This window comes from uncultured Sulfitobacter sp., assembly GCF_947500075.1.
Taxonomy (GTDB): Bacteria; Pseudomonadota; Alphaproteobacteria; order Rhodobacterales; family Rhodobacteraceae; genus Sulfitobacter.
Window position 1 is genome coordinate 556,094 of sequence record NZ_CANMQS010000003.1, and the last position, 21,022, is coordinate 577,115.

Here is a 21,022-nt window from a genome sequence, read left to right on the forward strand (position 1 = left end):
CGTGGATCAATCCAATTCGGTCCGCAGGACGGATCCCTTCGGGGCCTGACGCAGTTTGTTGTTCTTCAGGTCGAAGACGAAGCTGATGATCTCGGCGATAATTTCCCAATGTTCGCCGGGAACAATCTGATCAACCTCCACCAGATCATAAAGCAGCCGTGTGAGCGGCTTGTTCTCAATCACCGGCACCTCATGTTCAAAGGCGATCTCCCGAATGCGGCGGGCCACTTCGTCGACACCTTTGGCGATGCAGACCGGAGCCATGTCTTTCTCCGGGTCATACTTCAGCGCGATGGCAAAATGGGACGGGTTGGTCAGGATCACATCGGCGATCGGCACCACGGCAATGGTGCGTTGCTGGGACAGTTCACGCCGCCGCTGCGCCCGTTTGCCGCGTATCTCGGGGGAACCTTCGCTTTCCTTCTGTTCATCGCGGATGTCTTTCTGGCTCATCCGCAGTTTTTTGCGCCATTCGAACCGACGCCACAGGATGTCGGCGATTGCGATGGGGACAACAAAGATCGAGGCTGCGATCAGCAATCTGTTGGCGGAGCTTACGAGATATTCCGGCAGTGCCTCCGGCAGGAAACCCGTGGTCTGCCATATCGCCTCAACAGCGACTTTGGTGAACCAGACGGCTAGCGCGCCGATGGCGAAGACCTTGATGATGCTCTTGACGAACTCCACCACCGAATTGGCGGAGAACAGGCGTTTGAACCCTTCCTTGAGCGAGATTTTGGACAGTTTCGGTTTGATCCGCTCGAAGGCGATGACGGTTTCGCCCTGAAGCACCGCCCCGATCAGCCCGCCCAGCAAAAGCGCACCGAAGATCGGTGCGATGGCGACGACAGTGCTGATGATAAATTCGTTGATGATCTGCCCCAATCGGGTCAGGCCGGGGTTGCCTGTGGCCACGTTCATCTCGCCCGCATGGTCAATCAACGCGGCGAGGGCATTGGCGATCTTGGGCGCTTGCAGGGGCAGGACAAAAGCGACGATGGCCAGCATGCTGATGACAACCACCATCGTGCCGGCTTCCTTGGAAGACGGTGTGTCTCCTTTCTTGCGCGCGTCGGCCAACTTCTTTTCAGTTGGTTCTAGCGTCTTTTCGGTGCTGTCGTTGTCCTCTGCCATGCTCAGAACCTAAACATCATCAGCCATTCCCGCGTCTCCATGATATAGAAATCAAGGCTCGACGGGATGGCAACTGCAAGGATGTAAAGGCCCGCTGCGATCAGAAGGGATGCGGCGACAAAGAAGACGGGCAGTTGCGGCATCATTCTGTTTGCCAGACCCATGCCAAGGTTCAGGACAACTCCCATGACAAAGAAGGGGGCTGAAATGGCTGTCCCGATATACAGGCTCTTTGAGCCGGCTTTGATGATCTGCTGTGCCATATCCTCAACCATCAACGGTTGACCGGGGATGAAAAGCTCATAACTCGACAGCAGGGCGCGCAGGATGATGTGGTGTGTGTCTGTGACAAATATCATCGCCACCGCGCTGACCAACATCAAGGTCGCGACCATTGTGGCCCCTTCGAACGCGCCAAACGACGGGCCGAAGGCATTCGCCAGACCGGACACTTGCCCAACCTGATAACCTGCGAACTGCAAGGCAGCCAGAAGGATCCGGGCGGTGAGCCCGATCCAGAGGCCGATGGTGGCTTCGGTCCCGACCATCAGCGCAATGGTCAACGGGTCGCCGGGCAGTACATCCCGCACAGGCGTGGCGGGCATCAGCGCGGCGCACAAGACAAGGGCGAAGGACAGACGAACACGCACGGGGATCTGCGTCTCCCCAAAGGCGGGCATGAAGATCAGCGCGGTTCCCAGACGGGCAAAGACAACGAAGTAGGAAAAGAACAGGGAGGTGACGTAGGTTTCCAGCGACACCGGCTATTGCCCGACGCTGCCAACAGTGCGCAATGCGACTTTCCGGTGCACTTCGTTGTGGGAAATGACCTGGGTCATCGGGCTGACACGCTCAAGGATGGAGCGGACATAGGGCCGGACCTGTGGTGCCACCAGAATGGCGGGCCATTCATCGACGGCGGAGTATTTCTGGATCTCCTGCCGCACCGCTAGGACAAAATCCTGCACGCGGGAGGGCTGCATCAAGAACGTCTCTTCCCCGTTGTTGGTGCTGATTGTGCTGGTCAGTTCGCGATCCCAATCCGCGCCAAGTGTGATCACGGGCACAAAACCCTTTTCATCGACGAGCGACTGGCAAATCTGTTTGGACAGCTTGCCACGGGCGTGTTCGATCACGGCACGAATGTTCTTGGTGGTGGCAGTGGCTTCGGCGACGGCTTCCACGATCTTGGGCAGGTTGCGGATGGAAACACGTTCAGACAGCAACGACTGCAACACGTGCTGCAACATCACGGCCGGGCTGTTTGTCGCGCTGTCGGAGAGCAGCTTCTGGTAGTCTTTATCCAGACCTTCGATCAGCTCCTGCGTTGCCGAGAAGGTCAGGATTTCCGGCATGTGCTCCTTGATCACTTCGGTCAGGTGCGTGGTGACCACGCTTTCGGGATCGACCACGGTCATGCCCATCAATTCTGCTTCTGACGCGCGGGCTTCATCCACCCAGATCGCGTCCAGGCCAAAGGTGGGTTCCTTGGTGCGCTTGCCGTGCAGGTCCAGCTCTTCTCCGGTGGGGTTGATGACCATGGACATCATCGGCTGCACTTCGCCGCGCGCAACTTCGACACCTTGCAGAATGATCGCGTAGGAATTCGTTGGCAGTGCGCCATCGTCCTTGATCCGCACCGGGGGCAGAACAAATCCGTAGTCCTTGATGAACAGCGACCGCAGGCTTTTGACCTTGCCCGGCAGTGCCGCGTTGACGGAGTTGATCATCGGGACCAGACCCGCGCCCATATCAAGGCGCACATCATCCACACGCAGCATTTCCGAGATCGGGTCTTCGACCTCCTTGCCGGCGTTAACCTCCTCAACCTCAGCGGCATGTTGCATCGCTTCGCGCGCCGCAAGCTGCCGTTGCATCAAGTTGCCAAAGATCGCCGTCCCGATGGACAGGGGCATAAAGATCAGCAACGGAAAGCCGGGCAGCATACCCATGCAGAAGGTCAACCCTGCCGCCATGTAGAGCGCCTTGGGGAAGTTGCTGAGCTGTCCAAGGACCGCTTCGTTCGTGGCGCCCTTGGTGCCGCCTTTTGTCACCAGCAGGCCGGCGGAGAGGGAGACGATCAGTGCAGGGATCTGCGTGACCAGACCATCGCCGATTGTCAGGACCGTGTAGTTGTTCGCGGCTTGGCCAATGCTCAAACCGTGGCTGATCATGCCGATCATGATGCCGCCAAAGACGTTGATCAGGGTGATGATCAGCCCCGCGACCGCATCGCCCCGCACGAATTTCGATGCACCATCCATCGCGCCAAAGAAGGAGCTCTCCTCCTCCAGCGTCTTGCGGCGGTGTTTGGCTTCCTCGTCATTGATCACGCCCGCAGCCAGATCTGCATCAATCGCCATCTGTTTGCCCGGCATCGCATCAAGTGAGAACCGCGCCGCAACCTCGGCAATCCGGGTGGAGCCTTTGGTGATCACGATGAAGTTGATGATCACAAGGATGGCAAAGACGATGATTCCGATGATGAAATCACCGCCCACCATGAATTGCGAAAACCCTTCGATGACGTCGCCCGCAGCACCGGGTCCGGTATGGCCTTCCGACAGGATCAGTCTGGTTGATGCGACGTTAAGGGCGAGCCGCAACATCGTGACAACCAGCAACAGCGTGGGGAAGGAGTTGAACTCCAACGGTGCCCCGATCCAAAGCGCTACCATAAGGATCAGCACGGCGAGCGACAGGGAGATCGCAAACCCGATGTCCAGAAAAAACGACGGCAGCGGTAAAAACAGCACCGACAGGATCAGCATCACAGCAATCGCAAACCCGATGTCGCGGTTGTTCTGGCCTAACTTGGCAAATCCGACAATCGGACGGCTGCGGAGGTTGGTGTCAGGGCTGCTCATGGATCAATTGTTTTCTGCGTTCTGGGTCAGCAAGGGCTGCAACGGCGCGTTGGAGTAGATCGAAATCTGGTTGAAACGGCGGCCTTGCGCGGCGCCGGTCATATCGGCGCTCCATCCGATGATGGGGGCAGGTCTGCTGGACCCATGCGCAGGGGCAGATGCCTTTCGCGGGTCAATTGCAGCCGGAGCGATGCCATTTGCCATTATCGCGTTGGCGACCTGCTGATTGCGGGTCAGCTTGGTCAGGTAGATTTCCTTGAACTTGGGGCTTGAGGAATGATAGCGGCCTGCGGCCTCCCACCAGTCACCTGTTTCGCGGTAGAGCCTGCGCAGAAACCGCGCGGCATAGTCTGCGTTTGCCATCGGGTCTGTCGCCTGTTCGAGCGAAGCAAACTCCTGCGCATGCCATTTCTGGTTCACCTGCATGCAGCCCACATCAATGGAACTGATCCCTTGCGCCTGTTTGCCGCGCACCCAGTTTTCCAGCGCGACCTTGCTGCGGAAGAACGCGCCGTTGCCGTGGTAGTTGCCGGTCCACGGCCAGATGGTCAGCGCGCCATCCACTTGTCGCCCGGCTTCCTGCACCCCGATGGCCAGCAGCAGGTTGTTGGGGATGTTGTAGCGGGCCTGTGCGGCCAGGATCGCGGTTACGCAGTCCGTTTGCGAGATTGGGACATTCTGCCTTTCGGGGCGTTCGGGTGTATCCTGTGCCGGGGCAGGTCGGGTCGAAAGACTGTAGAACCCTTTCCATGACACCGGTTCAGTTGCGTCGGCAGGTGCATACATGACCCACGACCCAACCGCCAAGGCGCCCGCGATCCAGAAGATCTTGGGATCCATGTCAGACCCCTCCGCTGACGATCAGATCGAAGACCCGGTCAGAGAGGCGCACAAGCGTTGAGAAAACAAACGGGAGAGAGATCGCGAGCGTCAGGAAGATCGCCGCAATCTTCGGAACGAAAGTGAGGGTCATTTCCTGGATTTGAGTGAGCGCCTGAAAGAACGCGATCACAAGACCAACACCAAGCGCGACGATCAAGACTGGCCCGGAGCCGATCAGGACTGCCATGATGGTTTGGCGAATGATCTCATATGTTGTAATCTCGTCCACGGGCAACCCTTGTTCAAATTCGGCGTCAGATCGGCATCCGCATCACTTCCTGATAGGCATCGACCATCTTGTCACGCAGGGCGACAGCCACTTGGACAGTGCTTTCCATGGCCATGGTTGCCTCAACCACCTGTTGCAGCCCGGCCTGCCCATTCAAGGCGGCGATCGCGGTGCTGTCTCCTGTGCGCACGGTGTCCACAGCCTGTGCTGCGGCATCCGACACCATTTTTGAGAAGTCTTCGGTCTGCTCCTTGGGCGGGAGGCTCTCTGCGGTGTTTGAACGCGCCGACTTGGCATAGGCGCTTTCAATGTAGGTTGAGCGGATTGTTGAAAAATCTGTCATGTCTTCCTCCTCAGCTCAGCAGATCGACCAGAAGACGCCGCATGGAGCGGGCGTTTTCCATCATCGACAGATTGGCCTCATAGCTCCGCGCGGCTTCGCGCATGTTGCTCATCTCGATCAGGGGGTTCACGTTTGGCAGCTTGATGTAGCCGTCTGCGTCTGCGGATGGGTGCGAGGGATCAAAGCGCAGCACAAAGCTGGATTTGTCAGTCTCGACCTCGCCAAGCTGGACGATTGCAGCACCTGTGCTGGGATCTACGCCATTTTCGAAATTGATAATCTTGCGCTGATACGGGTCCCCACCGGGTTTGCTGGACGTCGAATTGGCGTTGGCCACGTTCTCAGACACCACACGCAGGCGTTCACCCTGCGCGCGCATGCCGCTGGCGGCTGTCTTTGATATCAAGCTGAGTGGATCCATGTCGCCCTCCTATCCGGCACGTTGTTATCTGCGTCCAGCCACAGCGCCGATCATCTCATACGCCTTGCGGTAGAGCCCTGCGGCGATCCGGAACTGACCGGCGGCGCTGCTGGCTTCCATCAATTGCTCTTCAAGAACGACGTTGTTGCCGGTCAGGTCTTCGGACCAACTGACCTTGGCTTCCTGCGTCTTTGCTTCCTGAAGAGAGCCGGAGGCCTTGGCGTTGTTGAGGTAGCTGGCAAAGCTCTCCACCTCTTTCGCGCGGTAGCTGGCTACGTCTGAGTTGGCGATGTTCTCTGACACGGCCTTTTGTCGGCTGGCGAGCCACTGAAGCCGTTTGGGCGCAAGATCAAAAAGTGATGTTGGTTCTGTGTTCATAATGGACTCGTGTTTTGTTCTTGCCTTATATCAAGTATAAAATGGTTAGTGAAGGATTAAAAAATCATGTCTATCTATTCTAACCTTCAAGAACAGATGTATTCAGCACGCAGCACGCGGGTTGTCGGCAGTGTGAAGTCCATTGTTGGTCTCAACCTGACTGTCGGCGGGTTGGAGACGCTGGCAGGCATAGGTAGCCGGTGCGAAGTGCAGAGCCGGAAAGGCGCGGTTGCCGGAGAGGTCGTGGGACTGCAGGGCCATGACCTATGTATTTTGCCCTTCGGGGAATGGGATGGCGTTGCGGTAGGGGATGAGGTGGAGCTGATCTTCTTTGATGACCTGATCCATCCCGATGACAGCTGGATCGGTACAGTGATTGATGGATTGGGGCGGCCGCTGTCCAAATATCGCTCCGCCCCCCGTGCGCATCGGCGAAAGTCTTTCAAGCCCCAGCCGCCGCGTGCCTTTGATCGCAAGCCGGTCGGAAGGCGTCTGGAAACGCAGATCAAATGTATCGATCTGTTTACCCCGCTGTGTCAGGGCCAGCGCATGGGGGTGTTCGCGGGATCCGGGGTTGGTAAATCGACGATGATGGCCATGCTCGCCCGCAATACGGATGCGGATCTGATTGTCATTGGGCTGATCGGCGAACGCGGCCGCGAAGTGCAGCAGTTCATTCAGGAAGATCTGGGCGAAGAAGGGATGGCGCGTGCGGTTGTCGTCGTGTCGACGGGGGATGAAGCGCCGCTCATGCGCAAGCAGGCGGCGCTGACAACCACGGCTATTGCCGAGCATTTTCGCAAGAAGGGTAAACAGGTGCTCGTTCTTCTGGACAGTGTGACCCGCTTTGCGATGGCGCAGCGGGAAATTGGTCTGGCGCGCGGGGAGCCGCCGACGCTGCGTGGCTATCCGCCCTCCGTCTTTTCAGAATTGCCGCATCTGTTGGAGCGCGCGGGGCCGGGGCCGGAAGGTGAGGGGGATATTACCGGCCTCTATACCGTGCTTGTCGATGGGGATGATATGAACGAGCCGATTGCAGATGCCGTGCGCGGAATTGTGGATGGGCATATGGTGCTGGACCGTCGCATCGCGGAGCAGGGCCGGTTTCCGGCGATTGATCTGCAACGATCGCTGTCGCGGATGCTGCCGGATTGTCATTCCCCTGAGGAGTTCGCGATTATCAAGACCGCCCGAAAGGCCTTTGGCCGCTATACAGACATGGAAGACCTGATCCGGCTGGGCGCGTACAAGCCCGGATCTGACGCGGAAACGGATGAAGCCATCGAGTTTTTCAAGGCATCCAGCCCCTTCCTGTCGCAACGGCGCGGGGAAATGTGCCCGACAAGCGAGAGCTTTGCGGAAATGTACCGGATGATCCTGGAGGCGGGGATTGAAGACCCCCTGCGTGTGTTCTTTGAAAAGGAAGAGGCTGTGCCGGAACTGGAGCAAGCCGCGCGATAAAGGACTGCGTGTTTTGGAGGGACAGTCAGTGTATCGCCCAATCCTGGGACTGGGCGATACGTGTTTTCAACTCAACGTTGTCCGACTTAACGGAACAGGCTCAAGATGTTCTGAGGTGACTGGTTTGCAATCGACAGCGACTGAGTCGCCAGCTGCTGTTGTACCTGGTAGGCCTGCAAACGTGCTGCTTCTTCTTCCATGTCCGCGTCCACAAGGGAGCTGACGCCGGAATCCAGCGTGTCGGTCAGGCTGTCAAGGAACTGCATCTGCCCTTCCAGCGTCTTTTCCGTCACACCAAGGGATGTTGCCGCGTTGATCGCATTGCCCAATTCGGCTTCTGCAACAGCAAGCTTGGCACCCATGGTTGTGCCGGTATCAGTCACATCAATGGCCACAAGCGCATCGTGGATGGCCTGAAGGTCAACAGACTGGAACGAGATGGAGGTCGTTGCGAATGTACCGCCGGAACGGGTGATACCCGTGGTCACGGTTGTTGTCGCAGCGGGGCCGCCAACAAGGTCGTTGCCGTTGAAGGTGGACTGATCGATCACACCCTGGATCTGGCTTGCCAGACCCACAAGTTCGGCCTGAACGTCGGCACGGTCGATGCCTTCGGTCTGTGCAAATGCAACCCGTTCGATGAACTGGCCGGTCAGGTCTGTGACGGTTTCAGCACCAAGACGGGCAGTGGAGACAGAGTTCTTCGTCGCTGTCATGCCTTCGTTGATGGCTTTGTACATGCCACTATCGCTTGCCATTGTTTCAGACAAGGCGAAGTAGGCGGCGTTTTCCTTACCGGAACGAATGGCCAGACCTGTGGAGACACGGTCCTGAGTTTCATTGAGCCCGCGGTTCACCATCTTCAGGGTGGAAAGGGCATTCATTGCGGAGGTATTGTTGAGAATGGATGACATTTAATGTACTCCTGTTTTCTCATGAAGTTCAGTCTTCTGACTGAGGTGCTGGTTCGACCCAGCATGAGAGAGATAATCGCCAGAGTTAAAGCGCGGTTAATGAAACGGGCATTTATCGCATTCTGCGGATTAGAATTCCCGGTCTATCTTCATTTCCGGTCCCTGATTGACAGAGACCTTCTCTCCTGTCTTTGCGTATACGCCACCTAAACCGTTGCGGTTAAGGATTTTTTCGTGTTCTCGCAGAATTGTCTTAACGGTAATGGCCATGCGTGACAGTAATGCACCATTTTCTTCGATGCTTTCCTTGAGATTGGCCATATGTGTGCGCAAATCCCGCTGTTTGGCGGCGGCATGATCCAGGAAAGGCTCAATCAGCGGGGTGTGCAGTTCCAGCCATTTGAGGCTTTTTGATTTGTCGTCGAACAGGTTGGTGATGGTTTTCAGCTCCCCTTTCTTGATCGCGGCGATTTCCTGACGCAGGATTTCGATGGTTTCGCCAATCTTGACCACATAGGTGTCGAGGTTCGCCTCGTCCTCTGCTGTCAGGACAAGAGGGGCAGGGGTCCCGTCTACAGTCGGAAGGGGTTGGCGTTCACCGAAGCGGAACTTCTTGGGCGCGATCATGTCATCGTCTCTCCGCTGTTCTTCATGTCTTGTCGGATGCGGTGTCGGTGTAGGCGCCAATCATCTGGCTGACACTGCCAGACAGCCCAACGCCCCCTTGCTCCACCAGATGTTTCGCGACGGCCTCCGACATGAACGATCGCCACATCTCTGCCTGATGTTCATCCCCGAAGGCGGTGGCCCCTGCGGTTTTCATCATCTCATCAACGAATTGCCCCAGAAACACAGCTTCAAACTCCTTTGAGGCTTCGGCAGATTTGCTATCCTCAGTTGCGGCTCTGGTCTGCTGCAAAAGAGCGGCGACGTTTGGTGGTGTGTTTTGAACGTTCTGCATCAGATAATCTCCAGATCTGCATGGAGCGCGCCAACCGCCTTGATTGCCTGAAGGATGGAAATCGTCTGGCGCGCGCCCACGCCGATGGCGTTCAGCCCATTCACCAGTTCTTGCAGGCTGACGTCACCATTGAGGATGGTGAACTTTTGTTCTTCGTCGCTGATGTCGATCTCTGTCTCCGGCACGACGACGGTGTTCCCGCCGATCTGGATCGGGGCACCGGTGATGACACCCGTTGAACCACCGATACTGACCGGACCGGGTTGGCTGACGCGGTAGTTTTCCTGAATGCGCACGGTCAACCCGCCCTGGCTGATGGCGACCTGAGCGATGCGTACATTTGCACCCATTACAATGGTGCCGGTCTTTTCATCCACGACCACGCGGGCGATGGCGTCGGGCTGCACTGTCAGGTTCTCGACCGCTGCCATGGTGGCAGGAACATCGCTTTTGTCGCCAATCCAGAGTTCGACCGTGCCGGGATCCAGCACTTCAACCGAACTGGCACCAAGCTTGTCCGCGATCACGTCGCGGATGCGGGTGGCGGTGGTGAAATCGGGATCCCGAAGGGCAATGCGCACGCTGTTGAGCTGGACAAGGTTGAAATCAACCTCACGCTCTACAATCGCGCCATTTTCAATCTTGGCAATTGTTGGCACGCCTTCGGTCACGCTTGCCGCGTTGCCTTCAACTGCAAAGCCCGATGACACGATGGGCCCCTGCGCAACAGCGAACACGGCACCATCAGCGCCGGTCAGCGGACTGACCAGCAGTGTTCCGCCGCGCAGGCTGGTCGCATCCCCGAGCGACGATACAGTGACGTCAATCGGAGAGCCGCGCCGCGCGAAGGGCGGCAGTTTCGCCGTGACCATCACGGCAGCGGTGTTCTTGGTGTTCAGAGAATTGCCTTCAAGATTGGCCACGCCGAGACGCTCCAGCATGCCACGAATGGATTCTCTGGTGAACGGGCTGGAGTTCAGCTTGTCACCAGTGCCTTGCAGGCCAACGACCAGGCCATAGCCGATCAGGTGGTTTTCACGGACGCCTTCAAATGTGGCGATGTCCTTGATCCGCACATCTGCGCTGGCTGTGCCGACCTGCGTCATCAGGACAACAAGGAGGGCTGAAACGCGTATCATCATAGGGCGCATGTCACCGGCATCCATTGTTCCTCAATTTGCAAGTATTACAAAACTGTACTTGTATATCTTTCACATTAAATGAATGATACAAGTTCTAATCTACATTTATTATTGATAAGTGCAAATTTAATCCTTAGAACGAAGAATAGAAAAGCGAAGCGAGGCAGAATGATGCGGGTTTTTGTGTTTGAGCCGCGAGAAGAACGTCGGGCCGGCCTGATCGTTGAGCTGCGCAGCAGCGGGATAGAGCCCCAGATGATCACGGAAGATTTCTTCTCATCCGGTCTGGGGGGGCATTCAGAGGCAAAGATCGATACACGTGCGATCTTGTTGGGCGAATATCCCGAAGTACAACGCCACATTCGCGCGCTGCGCCAAAGGGGCTGCGCCAACCCCCTGATCGTTCTCAAGGACTTCCGGAATGCGCAAGGCACGGCGGAGCTTCTGAACATGGGCGCCGATGATGTGATAGTCAGCCCCATTCGGGGCGCGGAGGTGCACTCACGGGTGAATTCCATCATTCGCAGGCTCTATGGACATGCGGCAGACAGCGTTGTCGTGGGTGAGTTGACCGCTTTCTTTGATGGCAGCGACCCGATCGTGTCAGGCAGCCGCATCAAACTGTCCAAGCGGGAGCATTCGGTATTTCAGCACCTTGCGCTGAACTCGAACAAGGTGATTTCGAAAGACGCAATTTACGACGCGATTTACGGCGCAAGTATTGATCAACCCTTCGACAAGGTGATCGACGTCTACATCTGCAAATTGCGCAAGAAGTTCGCCCAGGCGGCGGACAGTGGGTGGCAGTATATCGAAACGGTGCATGGCCGTGGTTACAAGCTTACCACGCCGGAGTAAGTAAACGCGCTAGCGAAGAAACCCCAGAATTGACAGGCCGGACAGACGGGCTGTCACCTGATAGGTCGCTTCGAGCTGACGTTCCATGTTCGTCATCCGGGTAATCGCTTCGTAAGGATCGACGTTCTCATAGTCAGTGATCATGTTCCGCTGGACGAGCGAGAGGTCCCTGAGCTGGGTCTGGGCCTTTTCAACCACCTCCTGATTGAAACCGGTACGAGCCGAAATCTGGAGCAACCCTTCCTGGCCTTTCGCAAGCGTGTCGCTTACCTCAGCCACCCAGGCGCGGTACGTGGCGGTGTCCATGTTTGTCGTGTCTGCCGCAATCAGCATTGTCAGCCCCTTGTAGGTCTGGCGGATTGCTTCATCATTGGCCTGAACGCCGTATTCCAGCTCCTGACCGGCTGCGACCCATGCGGTGATGCGGCGGTTTTCATTGCCGCCCGCATCAAATTCCTTCGTGCCGTTAAAGAATGTCTCTTCATAGTTGCGGGCAGGGGTGCCGGTGTCAGCTGAGTTGAAAACAACGTCCAGTGCCGCGGAAATCGTGCTGACTTCGGCTACATTTGTGGGGCCGGTGCCGACGATGCTGTTGATGACATCTTCCGGCGATAAACCTGTGTCAGGATTGGCCTGCGTGTACCGTGTGAGCGGGCTGACTTCGGACGCAAGCCCGGCGAAGACATGTTCGCCGTTGAAGTTGGTGTTCATTGTCCCGATGAGCTCATCCAAAGCGGCGCGGGCCTGAGTTTGCAACAGTGACGCGCCGGAACCTGCCTGTGACGTGTCAAAGAACGTCGTCTCCACCACCGATTGGATCGTGTCGCGGAGCTTGTCCATGGAGTTGATGGTCAATTGCAGCTTGTTCGCGATCAGCTTGTTCGACTGCATATAGGTCTGCGTGTCTTCTTCGCGAATGCGCAACTTCATCACAGAGGCAGAGCGTGACCCCAATTCCGTGTATATGTCCGCCTTGCGACCAGTCGCGACTTCCTGCCCGGCCTTTTGCAAGGCTTGTGCTGTGCGTTCCACGTTCTGACGGCTGAAGAGGTTAAGCTGAAAGCTGGAGTTTGTGCGGATGGACCAGTTCATGACATCCCTCTCACACCGCTGCGATCAGCGTGTCGATCATCTCTGACACGGCGCTCAGGACACGGGCGTTGGCGGCGTAGCTTTGTTCGATAAGCAGCAATTGCTGCATCTCGTCATCAATGCTGACCCCTTCGGAGTTACGCCGCGCAGCCATCACCAGTTCAGCGGCAGAGGCGGCGGCGTCGAAGCTGCTTTCCGCGCGTGCGCGTGCGGTGGCCTGAGCGGTGACAAATTCAGCAGCGAAATCGGACACAGTGACAAAGGCGGGGATGCCCGTGGCGGGGTCGGCGCCAACGGGTGTGTTCAGGCCGTCAATAAAGGCGGAGATTTGTGCGGGATCCGACGCATTGCCCGGTGCTGCCGCGCCCAGACCGTCGCGAATGCGCCAGACTTCCGCGCCACCCGACAGGGAGATGCTGTCGTTCAAGGCGATACGGCTGGCGATCCCTTCGGTATTGGCTGGATCAAAGGCCATGCCGTTGTCGGTGAACAGGCCCGGCTGACCGGGGGCAAGACTGGCATCCGCATTCTGAAAGCTCTCAATCAATCCGCGTGCGTATTCATCCAACTGGCTGCTGAAACGGGGAATGACATCGCGTTTGAGTTCGGACAGACCCACAAGGCTGCCGTGCTGAAGGCCGCGCACGTTATCCTTGAAAGGCGTGATATCCTGAGCACCTGCCATCAGTGTTCCGTCGGATGGATTGTAGGACACATCCTGTATCAGATCGCCTTCCATCAATGCAGCGCCGCCAATTGTATAGAGGCTGATCGACCCTGCCGAGGAAACAGTGACCCGCATGTCGATGGTGCCGGAAATCTGGTCCAGCAGGCCGTCGATGCGCTCATCCAGCTGTGCTGATTCCAGCGATCCGGCCTGAAAGTTGCGCTGCTGCTGGTTCAGATCCCGCAGGGTATAGAGCGCTTGATTGAGGTCGGCGACCTCATATCGGATCTCCATATCCACTTCGTTGCGGGTGGTGCCCAGCGTCGTTGCGGCACTGCGCACAGATTTTGCCACTTGTTCCGCAGCCAATACGGCACCGGTCTGCGCTCCTGTGGAAGAGGGCATGTTGACCAGCGTTGTCAGGCTGTTCTGAAAGTCTGAGAACTTGTCGGCTGGTGAGATGCCATCGCCGGGCTGACCCAGAAACACGGTATAGCTTTTCAAACCCTCGGTGACAGCCTGGTGGCGGGCCATCTTGCCGTTTTCCAGCCGCGCCAGCTTGGCCAGCGTGTCATCAACCTCCCGGCGGATTTCGCTGACGCGCGCGCCGCCCTGACCGGGACCAGACGTCACCAGTTCCGCCCGCCGCCGGACATATCCCGGCGTCGATGCGTTGGCGACATTGTCCGCCGCCACCCGCGACAGGCTCTGCGTCGTGGAGAGGCCGCTTGTCGCGGAATTCAGGGCACCGGTAAGGTTCATGTCTTACTCCGGCTCAGCTGTCGTTTATCGTTTCAGCCGTGTGGTTTCATCCATCATGTCGTCAACGGTCGTAATGACCCGCGCGTTGGTGGAAAACGCCCGCTGGGCGCGGATCAAATCAGTCATTTCCTGCGCGATATCCACGTTGGAGCCCTCAAGCGCCTGCGCGTTTATCGCACCTGTGTTGGATGTGTTCGCGCGGCCCGCAAAGAACGCGCCGGATTCACCAGACAGCGCATAGGCATTCCCCTTGCGCTCAATCAGGCCGTTGGCGTTGGCAACGGTGGCGACCGGAATATCAAAGATCGCTGTGCGCAACCCGTTGTCAAAAACGCCGAACAGCGTGCCTTCTTCGTTGATCTCGGTACGGACCAGCTCACCGACGCTTGTACCGTCCCGCTCAAACGCCAGACTGAAATCCCCGGCGAATTGCGTGACACCTGTAAAGGTGCCCGGTGCGCCCAGATCGATTGAGACGGTTTGAGGAGACACACCGTTGTTAAGGGTGATTGTGGCGGTGCCGGTTGCCGTATCAAAGGAGAAGGCCGCAGGCGAAATCGCAGCGGATGTGGCATTGCTGTAGGCCAGCGGAGACCCGGCCATCGCGCCGGAATCGTTGTATTCGATCTCTACGCTGCCCAGAGGGTCGCCGTTTTGATCAGATAGGGACAGTTCCCACACATTTGCGCTGGTTGTTGGTTGCCAGGAGAAACCCACGCGCTGGCTGGCGCCAAGGCTGGTAAAGACTTCGGAGGAGGATGCAAATGGCGCGCCGGGTGTCGCGGTGCCCGTGTCCTGAGATGGCAGATTGCCAAAGGTGGACATCTGCGTGGTGCCCGCGGCAGACACACTGATGTTGCCGACGTTCACGGTTTCCATCTGGGAGAAGTTGCTGCGATCAACCGAGCCGAGTTCGCCGTCGAGATTGTAGCGATAGCCTGCCAGATAGAACCCCGCAGAGTTCTTCAAGTTGCCGTCTTCATCCGGCAGGAACGACCCGGCGCGGGTCAGCATGTAATTGCTCTGCGCGGTTTCGTTTGGATTAAGGCTGACGACGAAGAAGCCGTTGCCCCCAATTGCCAGATCGGTTGCGGAGGTGGTGGAGATCAATCCACCTGCGGTCTGCATGTCCAGCTGCCCCACAGCCGATACAGACAGAACGCCTGACCCGCTGCTGCCAGAGGAGGTCGTTGTCACCATCTGGGCAAACCCGCGCTTGTAGCCAACTGTGTTCGCATTTGCGATATTCTCGGAAATGTTGCCCACCGCCCGAGAGTTTGCCTGCAGCCCACTGACGCCCGTCTGAAGCGCGCTCGAAATGCTCATCAATCCACCTGCATATTATTTTTGTTCGCTTTTGATTTTAAGTATTTACACAGCCGGGGTTTAAGCCGGGTTAACGCTTTGTGAATTGTTGGGAAATCCTTCCATTTTGGCGGATGTTTAGAAATGGTGTAAGACAAATGTCACACCTATCCATGGATCCTAAGGAGAGATCCCCGCATTCTTGATCTTCTCAAAGGCGGTTTGAAGTCCCTTGAGCCGCCTTTCGGCTTCATCTGCGCGCAGCGGCAAGACCGCTTCGCGTTCTTCGCTCAGACTTTTCGCAAGCGCGATGAGGTTTTCTGAGCTTGTCAGACTGGGAAAGGCACGCACAACATCTTGAATTGTTTCATCATCATTGGTTTTCTTGGCGGCGATCAGCAGGTACGTCGCGTCCTTGACATCAAATTTCTGCGGGTGCTGTTCCCACAAGGCGTCCAGATCCATCTTCGCTTCATGCCACTGTTCTTCATCTACAAGGACACGTGTGCGTTTTCTCATCTGAGCGAGCGTGGGCGATGACACTTTGGTTTCAAGAAACGCGGTGTTCTGTCCTCCGTCGGCAAGAACATCTGCCTTTAGCCTCAGATGGCGTTCTTTCATCTCATCATCCGGGGCAGGTCCGGCTTCGGCCAATGTTGCCCGCGCGGCAGGAAAAAGACCCGCACGGTGCTGGGCGGAGGCCAGTTTCAAGTTCAGGCGAAACAGCGTTGCCGCCGTGTCCTCGCCCTCCGGACTGTCGAGCACGATCTGTTTGGCGCGATCGAATTCGCGCATGGCGAGGTCCGTGGCGCCCATCTCAAGCACCTTGTCGCCAAGGCGTTCGGGGTATTGGGCAAATCCGCTGAGGTTTGAATAGATTGGGACGATGCGCAGATGAAAGGACATCCAGTTGGACAGTGACGTCCTGCCGCTCTCTCCATGTGCGTAGACGCGTTCCAGCAGGTCGGAGGCTTGCTCCTCTGCCTGTGTGCGTTCGCCCGACTTAGGGAAGCGGGTGATGACCTTTCCCAGGCTCAGAAGGCTTTCCGCCGCATTCCCAAGAAGGACGCTGACCTCCGCCTGTTTGCGCAGCAGTTGCAGTTCAAGCTGGCCGCCGCGCCAGTCCTCCTGCCCTGCATCCAGAACAGCCTGCGCCGCCAGCAGGGCCCCTTCACTGCCATTGCGCAGGGCCATATTGGCGATGTTCAACCGCGCGCGTGCCGCATACCGGTCCCAGCCCTGGGCCGCGATCATATAGGCATCCAGCGCGGAAGATTCATTGCCCCGCCGCTCTTCCTCGCTGCCGCGCAGGAAATGGCGTGTCGGCGTATCCTTGTAACGTGGCATTTCCTCGATCAGTTGGATCGCGCCATCTGCATGATCCAGATGATCCGTTTCAATTGCGGCTTCGATGAAAAGCGGCAGCATGTCTTCCAGCATGGCGCGGGATTGGTGCTGGAGCGCGCGGAAACTTGGTTCGATGTTGGCGTTCAGACCTTCGAGGTCCCCAACCGCGATTGCCTGCAATGTCCGCCAGAACGCGGTATCGGGGCGGTCGGGATCAACCAGCGGAGAGGTTTCAAAATCTTCAACCGGGATCCCTTCCAGAAGTTGCGTCGCATGGGTCAGCGCGGCATGCCGCCATTCTTGGGGGGGGCTTTCCGGTGCGATGCCATCCAGCAAGGATGTCGCTTCGAAAACAAGCATGTGCGTCAGGTAGAGCTCCACCAGATCCAACATGACGCTTTGTTTTTCCGGGCCATGGGCGGCGCCCAGTGTTTCGATGCTCTTCTTGAGGTCCCTGTGAAACGTACTTGCAGGCCAGTGGCGCAGGTCGAGCACCTCTGACCAGGCGGCTTTGCGTTGTGTGGGGACAGGCGGTTGGGGCACGACAAACATTGGCTGTTTTTCGGCTTTTTCTTCCTTTGCCTCTGATGCGGCAGTTGCCATGCTTGGCGACTGTCCAAGAACAGCAAGAGCAAGCAAGGCTAAACGGTAATCTGCCATTGAGTGTTTTGTCCGATGTAGATTTATACTTGCTCTATTCTTGTATTTGTGACTATTTAATTTTGCAACTTAAGAATAAAAAGATCCGCTTTCAGGTAGAGCAGCGCAGGGTGAGGTAGATGGGTTCCGTAAGCTATGTGTCGTTGTCAAAAGCAACTGCGCTTGAACGCAGCATGAACATGACGGCGCATAATCTGGCCAACTCATCTACCTCCGGGTACAAATCCATGAAGCCGCTGCTGGAAACCGTCGACAGCCCGAGCCAGGGTGAGAACGTCAGCTTTGTGAATGACAGCGGGTCATATCTCGACATGAGCAAGGGGACCTTGTTGCCCACGGGCAATCCGCTTGATCTGGCGATTGCCGGAGAGGGGTGGTTCTCCTTCCAGCTTGTGCAAGGCGGCACCGGGTATGGCCGGCATGGTCAGCTGGCAGTTGATGCCGAAGGGCAGGTCAGAACCTCTGCGGGACATACGTTGCTGGATGCCGGTGGCGGTCCGATTGTCTTGCCGGCAGAAGCTGGATCGAACGTTTCCATCGCTTCGGACGGGACAATCGTGGATGAGGGCGGCGCGGTATTGGGCACCGTTGGTGTTTTTGACATTCCGGGCGGCGCGGACATGACGCCGCTTGGTGGCGGCACCTATGCCTTGCCGCCAGACACGCCTGTGCCCGAACCCTCCGAGGTCCCCGGCATCATGCAGGGCTTTGTCGAGACCAGCAATGTGCAGGCTGTCGTGGAAATGACCCGCCTTATCGACATTCAGCGTGCCTATGAGAATGCCATCACGCTGATGAACGAAGATGACAAACTGACCCGCAGCGCCGTCGAAAGACTTGGCCCAAGCCGGTAATCAATAAGGAGACCGTGACATGAAGGCTTTGGGAATTGCAGCAACAGGCATGCTGGCACAGCAGACGAACGTCGACGTCATCGCGAACAACATTGCCAACGCCAATACGACGGGCTTTAAAAGCGGCCGGGCGGCGTTTCAGGATTTGATTTACCAAAATGTCCGCAGCGCGGGCACGCTGACCTCAGAGGAAGGCACCGCGCGGCCTGTGGGAACGGATATCGGTCTGGGTGTGCAGGCCTCTGGTGTGATCCGGCATAACACCCAGGGCGGCTTGGTGCAGACGGAGAACCAGCTTGATCTTGCCATCGACGGGCGCGGTTACTTTGTCGTCAACCGTCCGGACGGGACACAGGCCTACACGCGCGCCGGGACATTCCAGCTCAGCGCCGAGGGGCAGATGGTGGCGATCAACGGCTTTGATATCGAGCCGGCCATCGTGGTGCCGGAATTGACCCGGCAGGTTGAGATCAACCAGTTCGGTGTGGTGATGGCCTATGTCGAGAATGAGACCGAACCCACCGAACTGGGTCAACTCACGCTGGCCACTTTCGTGAATGACGCGGGCCTCAAACCCATCGGGGACAACCTGCTGGAGGCGACAACCGCATCCGGTGAAGCGGTTGAGGCAACGCCCGGCTCGCCCGGTATTGGGGTGACCCGCCAAGGGTATCTGGAGAATTCTAACGTCAACATCATCCAGCAGATCACCGATCTGATCTCTGCCCAGCGGGCGTATGAGATGAGCTCAAAGGCGATTGAAACCGCAGATCAGATCATGACCACGACCAATCAGATCAAATAGGAGGGCCTGAGATGATCCGCCTGATGACACGACGCATCGTCGAATGGATCGCCGTCATACTGGTTCTGCTGCTGGGCCTCACCTTCTGGAGCGACTTTGCCCAGGCGTCTCAGGACAGTGTCGCGATGATGATCGAAGAACGGGCCGCGGTTGAGTTGGGGCCGACCTTGCCCAACAACAGCCGGATCGAGATCCGGCTGGCGGCGGGGTCGATTCAGAATGGTGATTTTATTCAGGAATTCTGGATGGACCCGAAGACGGGTCAGTTCATTGCCAATGTGATGACCGAATACGGCGTGCCGCAGCGGGTCTGGGGTGTGGCTGTGGTTACAATCGAAGTCCCCGTGCCCACGCGACAAATCCTGCCCGATGAGATCATTCAGGTCAGCGACATCACGACAGTGGAAATGCCGTTGCAGCGGCTGGGCACTTTTGCCGTGCGCGCCAAGGATGACGTGATCGGCAAGCAGGTGCGCAGGATGCTGTCCGTGGGCAGACCCGTCCCGCGCCAATCCGTGATCCCGCCAAAACTGGTGACACGTGGTGAGAAGGTGAAGATCGTCCTCAATCAGGGCGGGCTGCGCCTGACCGCCAAGGGGCGCGCCCTGGCGGATGCGCATCTGGATCAGGAAATCAGGGTGGTCAATCTGAGCAGCAACAAAACAATTTCAGCAATTGCCAGATCGCATGGCGTTGTAGAGGTCGATCAATGAACACATCCGAAACTTCCCGCACGTCCTGCCGCCGCCTCTTGCAGGCGGTTGGTGCATTTTGCGCGATGGCTTTGCTTGTTGCCTGTGCCGAAATTGATGAGATGCGGGATCCAACCGTCAGCAATCTGGTGCTGGACCCCAACCAGATGACGGAAGTCAACAGCATCCGCGTGCCCATGCCGCTTGAACAGGCACCCGCCGCCCCACAACGCGCCGAAGCATCGAGCCTGTGGGACAGCGGGTCCACCAGCTTTTTCCGGGATCGGCGGGCCGCGAAAGTGGGCGATCTGGTTACGGTGCTGATCGACATCAACGACCGTGCGCGTTTGCAGAACGCATCTGAACGCAGCCGCAGCAACAGTCGCGAGGTCAAGGATCCCGACATCCTCAACTTCGACGTACAAACGGATTCCGGTTCCCTGCTGGGATTGGAAAGCGATTCCACCAGCAGCGGTGAAGGCTCCATCCAGCGCAATGAGAGCATTCGCCTGCGGGTTGCCGCTCTGATCATCCGGGTGCTGCCCAATGGGAACTTTGTCCTGGCTGGCAGGCAAGAGGTCAAAGTCAATGCAGAGCTGCGTGAGCTGCGGATTGCCGGCATCATCCGGCAGGCGGACATCAACGTGGATAACACTGTCGACTACGACAAAATCGCAGAAGCGCGGATCACCTACGGTGGCCGTGGCCAGATCTCAAACGTGCAAAAACCGCGCTACGGCGACGATTTGCTTGAGATCGTGCTGCCGTACTGATGCGGTAGCACAATGATCAAGATCCTCATCCTCGTCACGCTTGTTCTGGGGGCGGGGGCCGCTGGCTTTTTCGGAGAGCGGTTCCTGAGACCTGTGGAGACGGCCAAGCCGATGGACCGGCTGAAGGACGAAAAAGAACTGCTGTTCAAGATGCCGTTGGGCCGCTTTACCGTCAAACTTCCCAAAGGCCCGGAGGTGGTGCAGCTGGTCTTTGACATTGATGTCTACATCATGGGCGCGGTGGCGTTTCAGAACATCAACGGGGCATTGGGGCGCGCCCGGTTGCGGGATGCGACGGTCACCGCAATGGCCGAAATGGCCGAGCGTGAGGTCGGCCTTGCCGAGGTGGTTCTTGATGACAGGGGAAAGACCGCGCTCGCAGAGAAGGTGGTGCGCAAACTCTACGTTCGGTTTCCAGAGGTTCGCACGGCACGGGTCAACAGCTTTGTCGTGAAGATCGACAAGATCAAGTGAT

General features: G+C 57.5%; 23 protein-coding genes. 7 read left to right on the forward strand and 16 right to left on the reverse strand.

What is annotated here, in order from left to right:
• Positions 1–6: 6 nt before the first annotated feature.
• Genes Q1A91_RS12585 through Q1A91_RS12620 form a run of 8 tightly spaced genes read right to left on the reverse strand, consistent with a single transcriptional unit; the run spans position 7 to position 6,254 of the window.
• The gene (locus Q1A91_RS12585; RefSeq protein ID WP_299877594.1) at positions 7–1,134 is read right to left on the reverse strand and encodes a flagellar biosynthesis protein FlhB; all 1,128 of its coding nucleotides are present in this window, start codon (positions 1,132–1,134) and stop codon (positions 7–9) included.
• A gap of 2 nt (positions 1,135–1,136) precedes the next feature.
• The gene (locus Q1A91_RS12590; protein WP_299877597.1) at positions 1,137–1,895 is read right to left on the reverse strand and encodes a flagellar biosynthetic protein FliR; all 759 of its coding nucleotides are present in this window, start codon (positions 1,893–1,895) and stop codon (positions 1,137–1,139) included.
• A 3-nt stretch (positions 1,896–1,898) separates the two neighbouring features.
• Positions 1,899–4,001, reverse strand: a complete 2,103-nt coding sequence (flhA, locus tag Q1A91_RS12595) for a flagellar biosynthesis protein FlhA (protein ID WP_299877600.1) — start codon at positions 3,999–4,001, stop codon at positions 1,899–1,901.
• Between the two features lie 3 nt (positions 4,002–4,004).
• Positions 4,005–4,841, reverse strand: a complete 837-nt coding sequence (locus tag Q1A91_RS12600; protein ID WP_299877603.1) for a lytic transglycosylase domain-containing protein — start codon at positions 4,839–4,841, stop codon at positions 4,005–4,007.
• A gap of 1 nt (position 4,842) precedes the next feature.
• Positions 4,843–5,112, reverse strand: a complete 270-nt coding sequence (locus tag Q1A91_RS12605) for a flagellar biosynthetic protein FliQ (protein ID WP_299877605.1) — start codon at positions 5,110–5,112, stop codon at positions 4,843–4,845.
• A gap of 25 nt (positions 5,113–5,137) precedes the next feature.
• A complete protein-coding gene (locus tag Q1A91_RS12610) occupies positions 5,138–5,455 on the reverse strand; it encodes a flagellar hook-basal body complex protein FliE (RefSeq protein ID WP_299877608.1) in 318 nt (105 codons plus the stop codon).
• Positions 5,456–5,465: 10 nt separating this feature from the next.
• Positions 5,466–5,876, reverse strand: a complete 411-nt coding sequence (flgC, locus tag Q1A91_RS12615) for a flagellar basal body rod protein FlgC (RefSeq protein WP_299877611.1) — start codon at positions 5,874–5,876, stop codon at positions 5,466–5,468.
• Positions 5,877–5,900: 24 nt separating this feature from the next.
• Complete coding sequence (locus Q1A91_RS12620) at positions 5,901–6,254, reverse strand: flagellar basal body rod protein (protein WP_299877614.1); 354 nt, start codon at positions 6,252–6,254, stop codon at positions 5,901–5,903.
• A 66-nt stretch (positions 6,255–6,320) separates the two neighbouring features.
• Between Q1A91_RS12620 and Q1A91_RS12625 the strand changes: the two genes are divergently transcribed.
• The gene (locus tag Q1A91_RS12625; protein ID WP_299877617.1) at positions 6,321–7,715 is read left to right on the forward strand and encodes a FliI/YscN family ATPase; all 1,395 of its coding nucleotides are present in this window, start codon (positions 6,321–6,323) and stop codon (positions 7,713–7,715) included.
• 86 nt (positions 7,716–7,801) lie between these two features.
• Here Q1A91_RS12625 and Q1A91_RS12630 read toward each other — a convergent pair whose 3' ends face one another.
• The 4 genes from Q1A91_RS12630 to Q1A91_RS12645 all read right to left on the reverse strand — a co-directional run bounded on the left by Q1A91_RS12630 (position 7,802) and on the right by Q1A91_RS12645 (position 10,729).
• On the reverse strand, positions 7,802–8,629 hold the full coding sequence (locus Q1A91_RS12630) for a flagellin (protein WP_299877620.1): 828 nt from the start codon (positions 8,627–8,629) through the stop codon (positions 7,802–7,804).
• A gap of 129 nt (positions 8,630–8,758) precedes the next feature.
• Positions 8,759–9,256: a flagellar biosynthesis protein FlgI gene (locus Q1A91_RS12635; protein ID WP_299877623.1), complete on the reverse strand. Its 498-nt coding sequence runs from the start codon at positions 9,254–9,256 to the stop codon at positions 8,759–8,761.
• 22 nt (positions 9,257–9,278) lie between these two features.
• Positions 9,279–9,590, reverse strand: coding sequence for a rod-binding protein (locus Q1A91_RS12640; RefSeq protein ID WP_299877626.1), 312 nt, complete (start codon positions 9,588–9,590; stop codon positions 9,279–9,281).
• Positions 9,590–10,729 (reverse strand): flagellar basal body P-ring protein FlgI, encoded by a 1,140-nt coding sequence (locus tag Q1A91_RS12645; RefSeq protein ID WP_299877629.1) that lies wholly within the window; start codon positions 10,727–10,729, stop codon positions 9,590–9,592. The genes Q1A91_RS12640 and Q1A91_RS12645 overlap by 1 nt, the downstream gene beginning before the upstream one ends.
• A gap of 171 nt (positions 10,730–10,900) precedes the next feature.
• On the opposite strand from Q1A91_RS12645, the gene Q1A91_RS12650 reads away from it, so the two are divergent.
• A complete protein-coding gene (locus Q1A91_RS12650) occupies positions 10,901–11,590 on the forward strand; it encodes a response regulator transcription factor (protein ID WP_299877632.1) in 690 nt (229 codons plus the stop codon).
• A gap of 9 nt (positions 11,591–11,599) precedes the next feature.
• Here the strand turns inward: Q1A91_RS12650 and Q1A91_RS12655 are convergent, their stop codons facing one another.
• From Q1A91_RS12655 to Q1A91_RS12670, 4 genes are all read right to left on the reverse strand, one after another.
• Positions 11,600–12,682, reverse strand: coding sequence for a flagellin (locus Q1A91_RS12655; protein ID WP_299877635.1), 1,083 nt, complete (start codon positions 12,680–12,682; stop codon positions 11,600–11,602).
• 10 nt (positions 12,683–12,692) lie between these two features.
• The gene (gene flgK, locus Q1A91_RS12660) at positions 12,693–14,111 is read right to left on the reverse strand and encodes a flagellar hook-associated protein FlgK (RefSeq protein ID WP_299877638.1); all 1,419 of its coding nucleotides are present in this window, start codon (positions 14,109–14,111) and stop codon (positions 12,693–12,695) included.
• A gap of 24 nt (positions 14,112–14,135) precedes the next feature.
• Positions 14,136–15,437, reverse strand: a complete 1,302-nt coding sequence (locus Q1A91_RS12665) for a flagellar hook protein FlgE (RefSeq protein WP_299877641.1) — start codon at positions 15,435–15,437, stop codon at positions 14,136–14,138.
• Positions 15,438–15,596: 159 nt separating this feature from the next.
• Complete coding sequence (locus Q1A91_RS12670; RefSeq protein ID WP_299877644.1) at positions 15,597–17,366, reverse strand: hypothetical protein; 1,770 nt, start codon at positions 17,364–17,366, stop codon at positions 15,597–15,599.
• A 176-nt stretch (positions 17,367–17,542) separates the two neighbouring features.
• Between Q1A91_RS12670 and Q1A91_RS12675 the strand changes: the two genes are divergently transcribed.
• The 5 genes from Q1A91_RS12675 to Q1A91_RS12695 are packed head-to-tail and all read left to right on the forward strand — an operon-like array spanning position 17,543 to position 21,021.
• The gene (locus Q1A91_RS12675) at positions 17,543–18,277 is read left to right on the forward strand and encodes a flagellar hook basal-body protein (protein WP_299877647.1); all 735 of its coding nucleotides are present in this window, start codon (positions 17,543–17,545) and stop codon (positions 18,275–18,277) included.
• A 19-nt stretch (positions 18,278–18,296) separates the two neighbouring features.
• Complete coding sequence (flgG, locus tag Q1A91_RS12680) at positions 18,297–19,082, forward strand: flagellar basal-body rod protein FlgG (protein WP_299877650.1); 786 nt, start codon at positions 18,297–18,299, stop codon at positions 19,080–19,082.
• Between the two features lie 11 nt (positions 19,083–19,093).
• On the forward strand, positions 19,094–19,795 hold the full coding sequence (flgA, locus tag Q1A91_RS12685) for a flagellar basal body P-ring formation chaperone FlgA (protein ID WP_299877653.1): 702 nt from the start codon (positions 19,094–19,096) through the stop codon (positions 19,793–19,795).
• Positions 19,792–20,547, forward strand: coding sequence for a flagellar basal body L-ring protein FlgH (flgH, locus tag Q1A91_RS12690; protein ID WP_299877656.1), 756 nt, complete (start codon positions 19,792–19,794; stop codon positions 20,545–20,547). Before flgA ends, flgH begins: the two co-directional genes overlap by 4 nt.
• A gap of 12 nt (positions 20,548–20,559) precedes the next feature.
• Entirely contained in the window at positions 20,560–21,021 is a 462-nt protein-coding gene (locus Q1A91_RS12695) for a flagellar biosynthesis protein FlgH (protein ID WP_299877659.1), read from the forward strand.
• Position 21,022 lies beyond the last annotated feature (1 nt).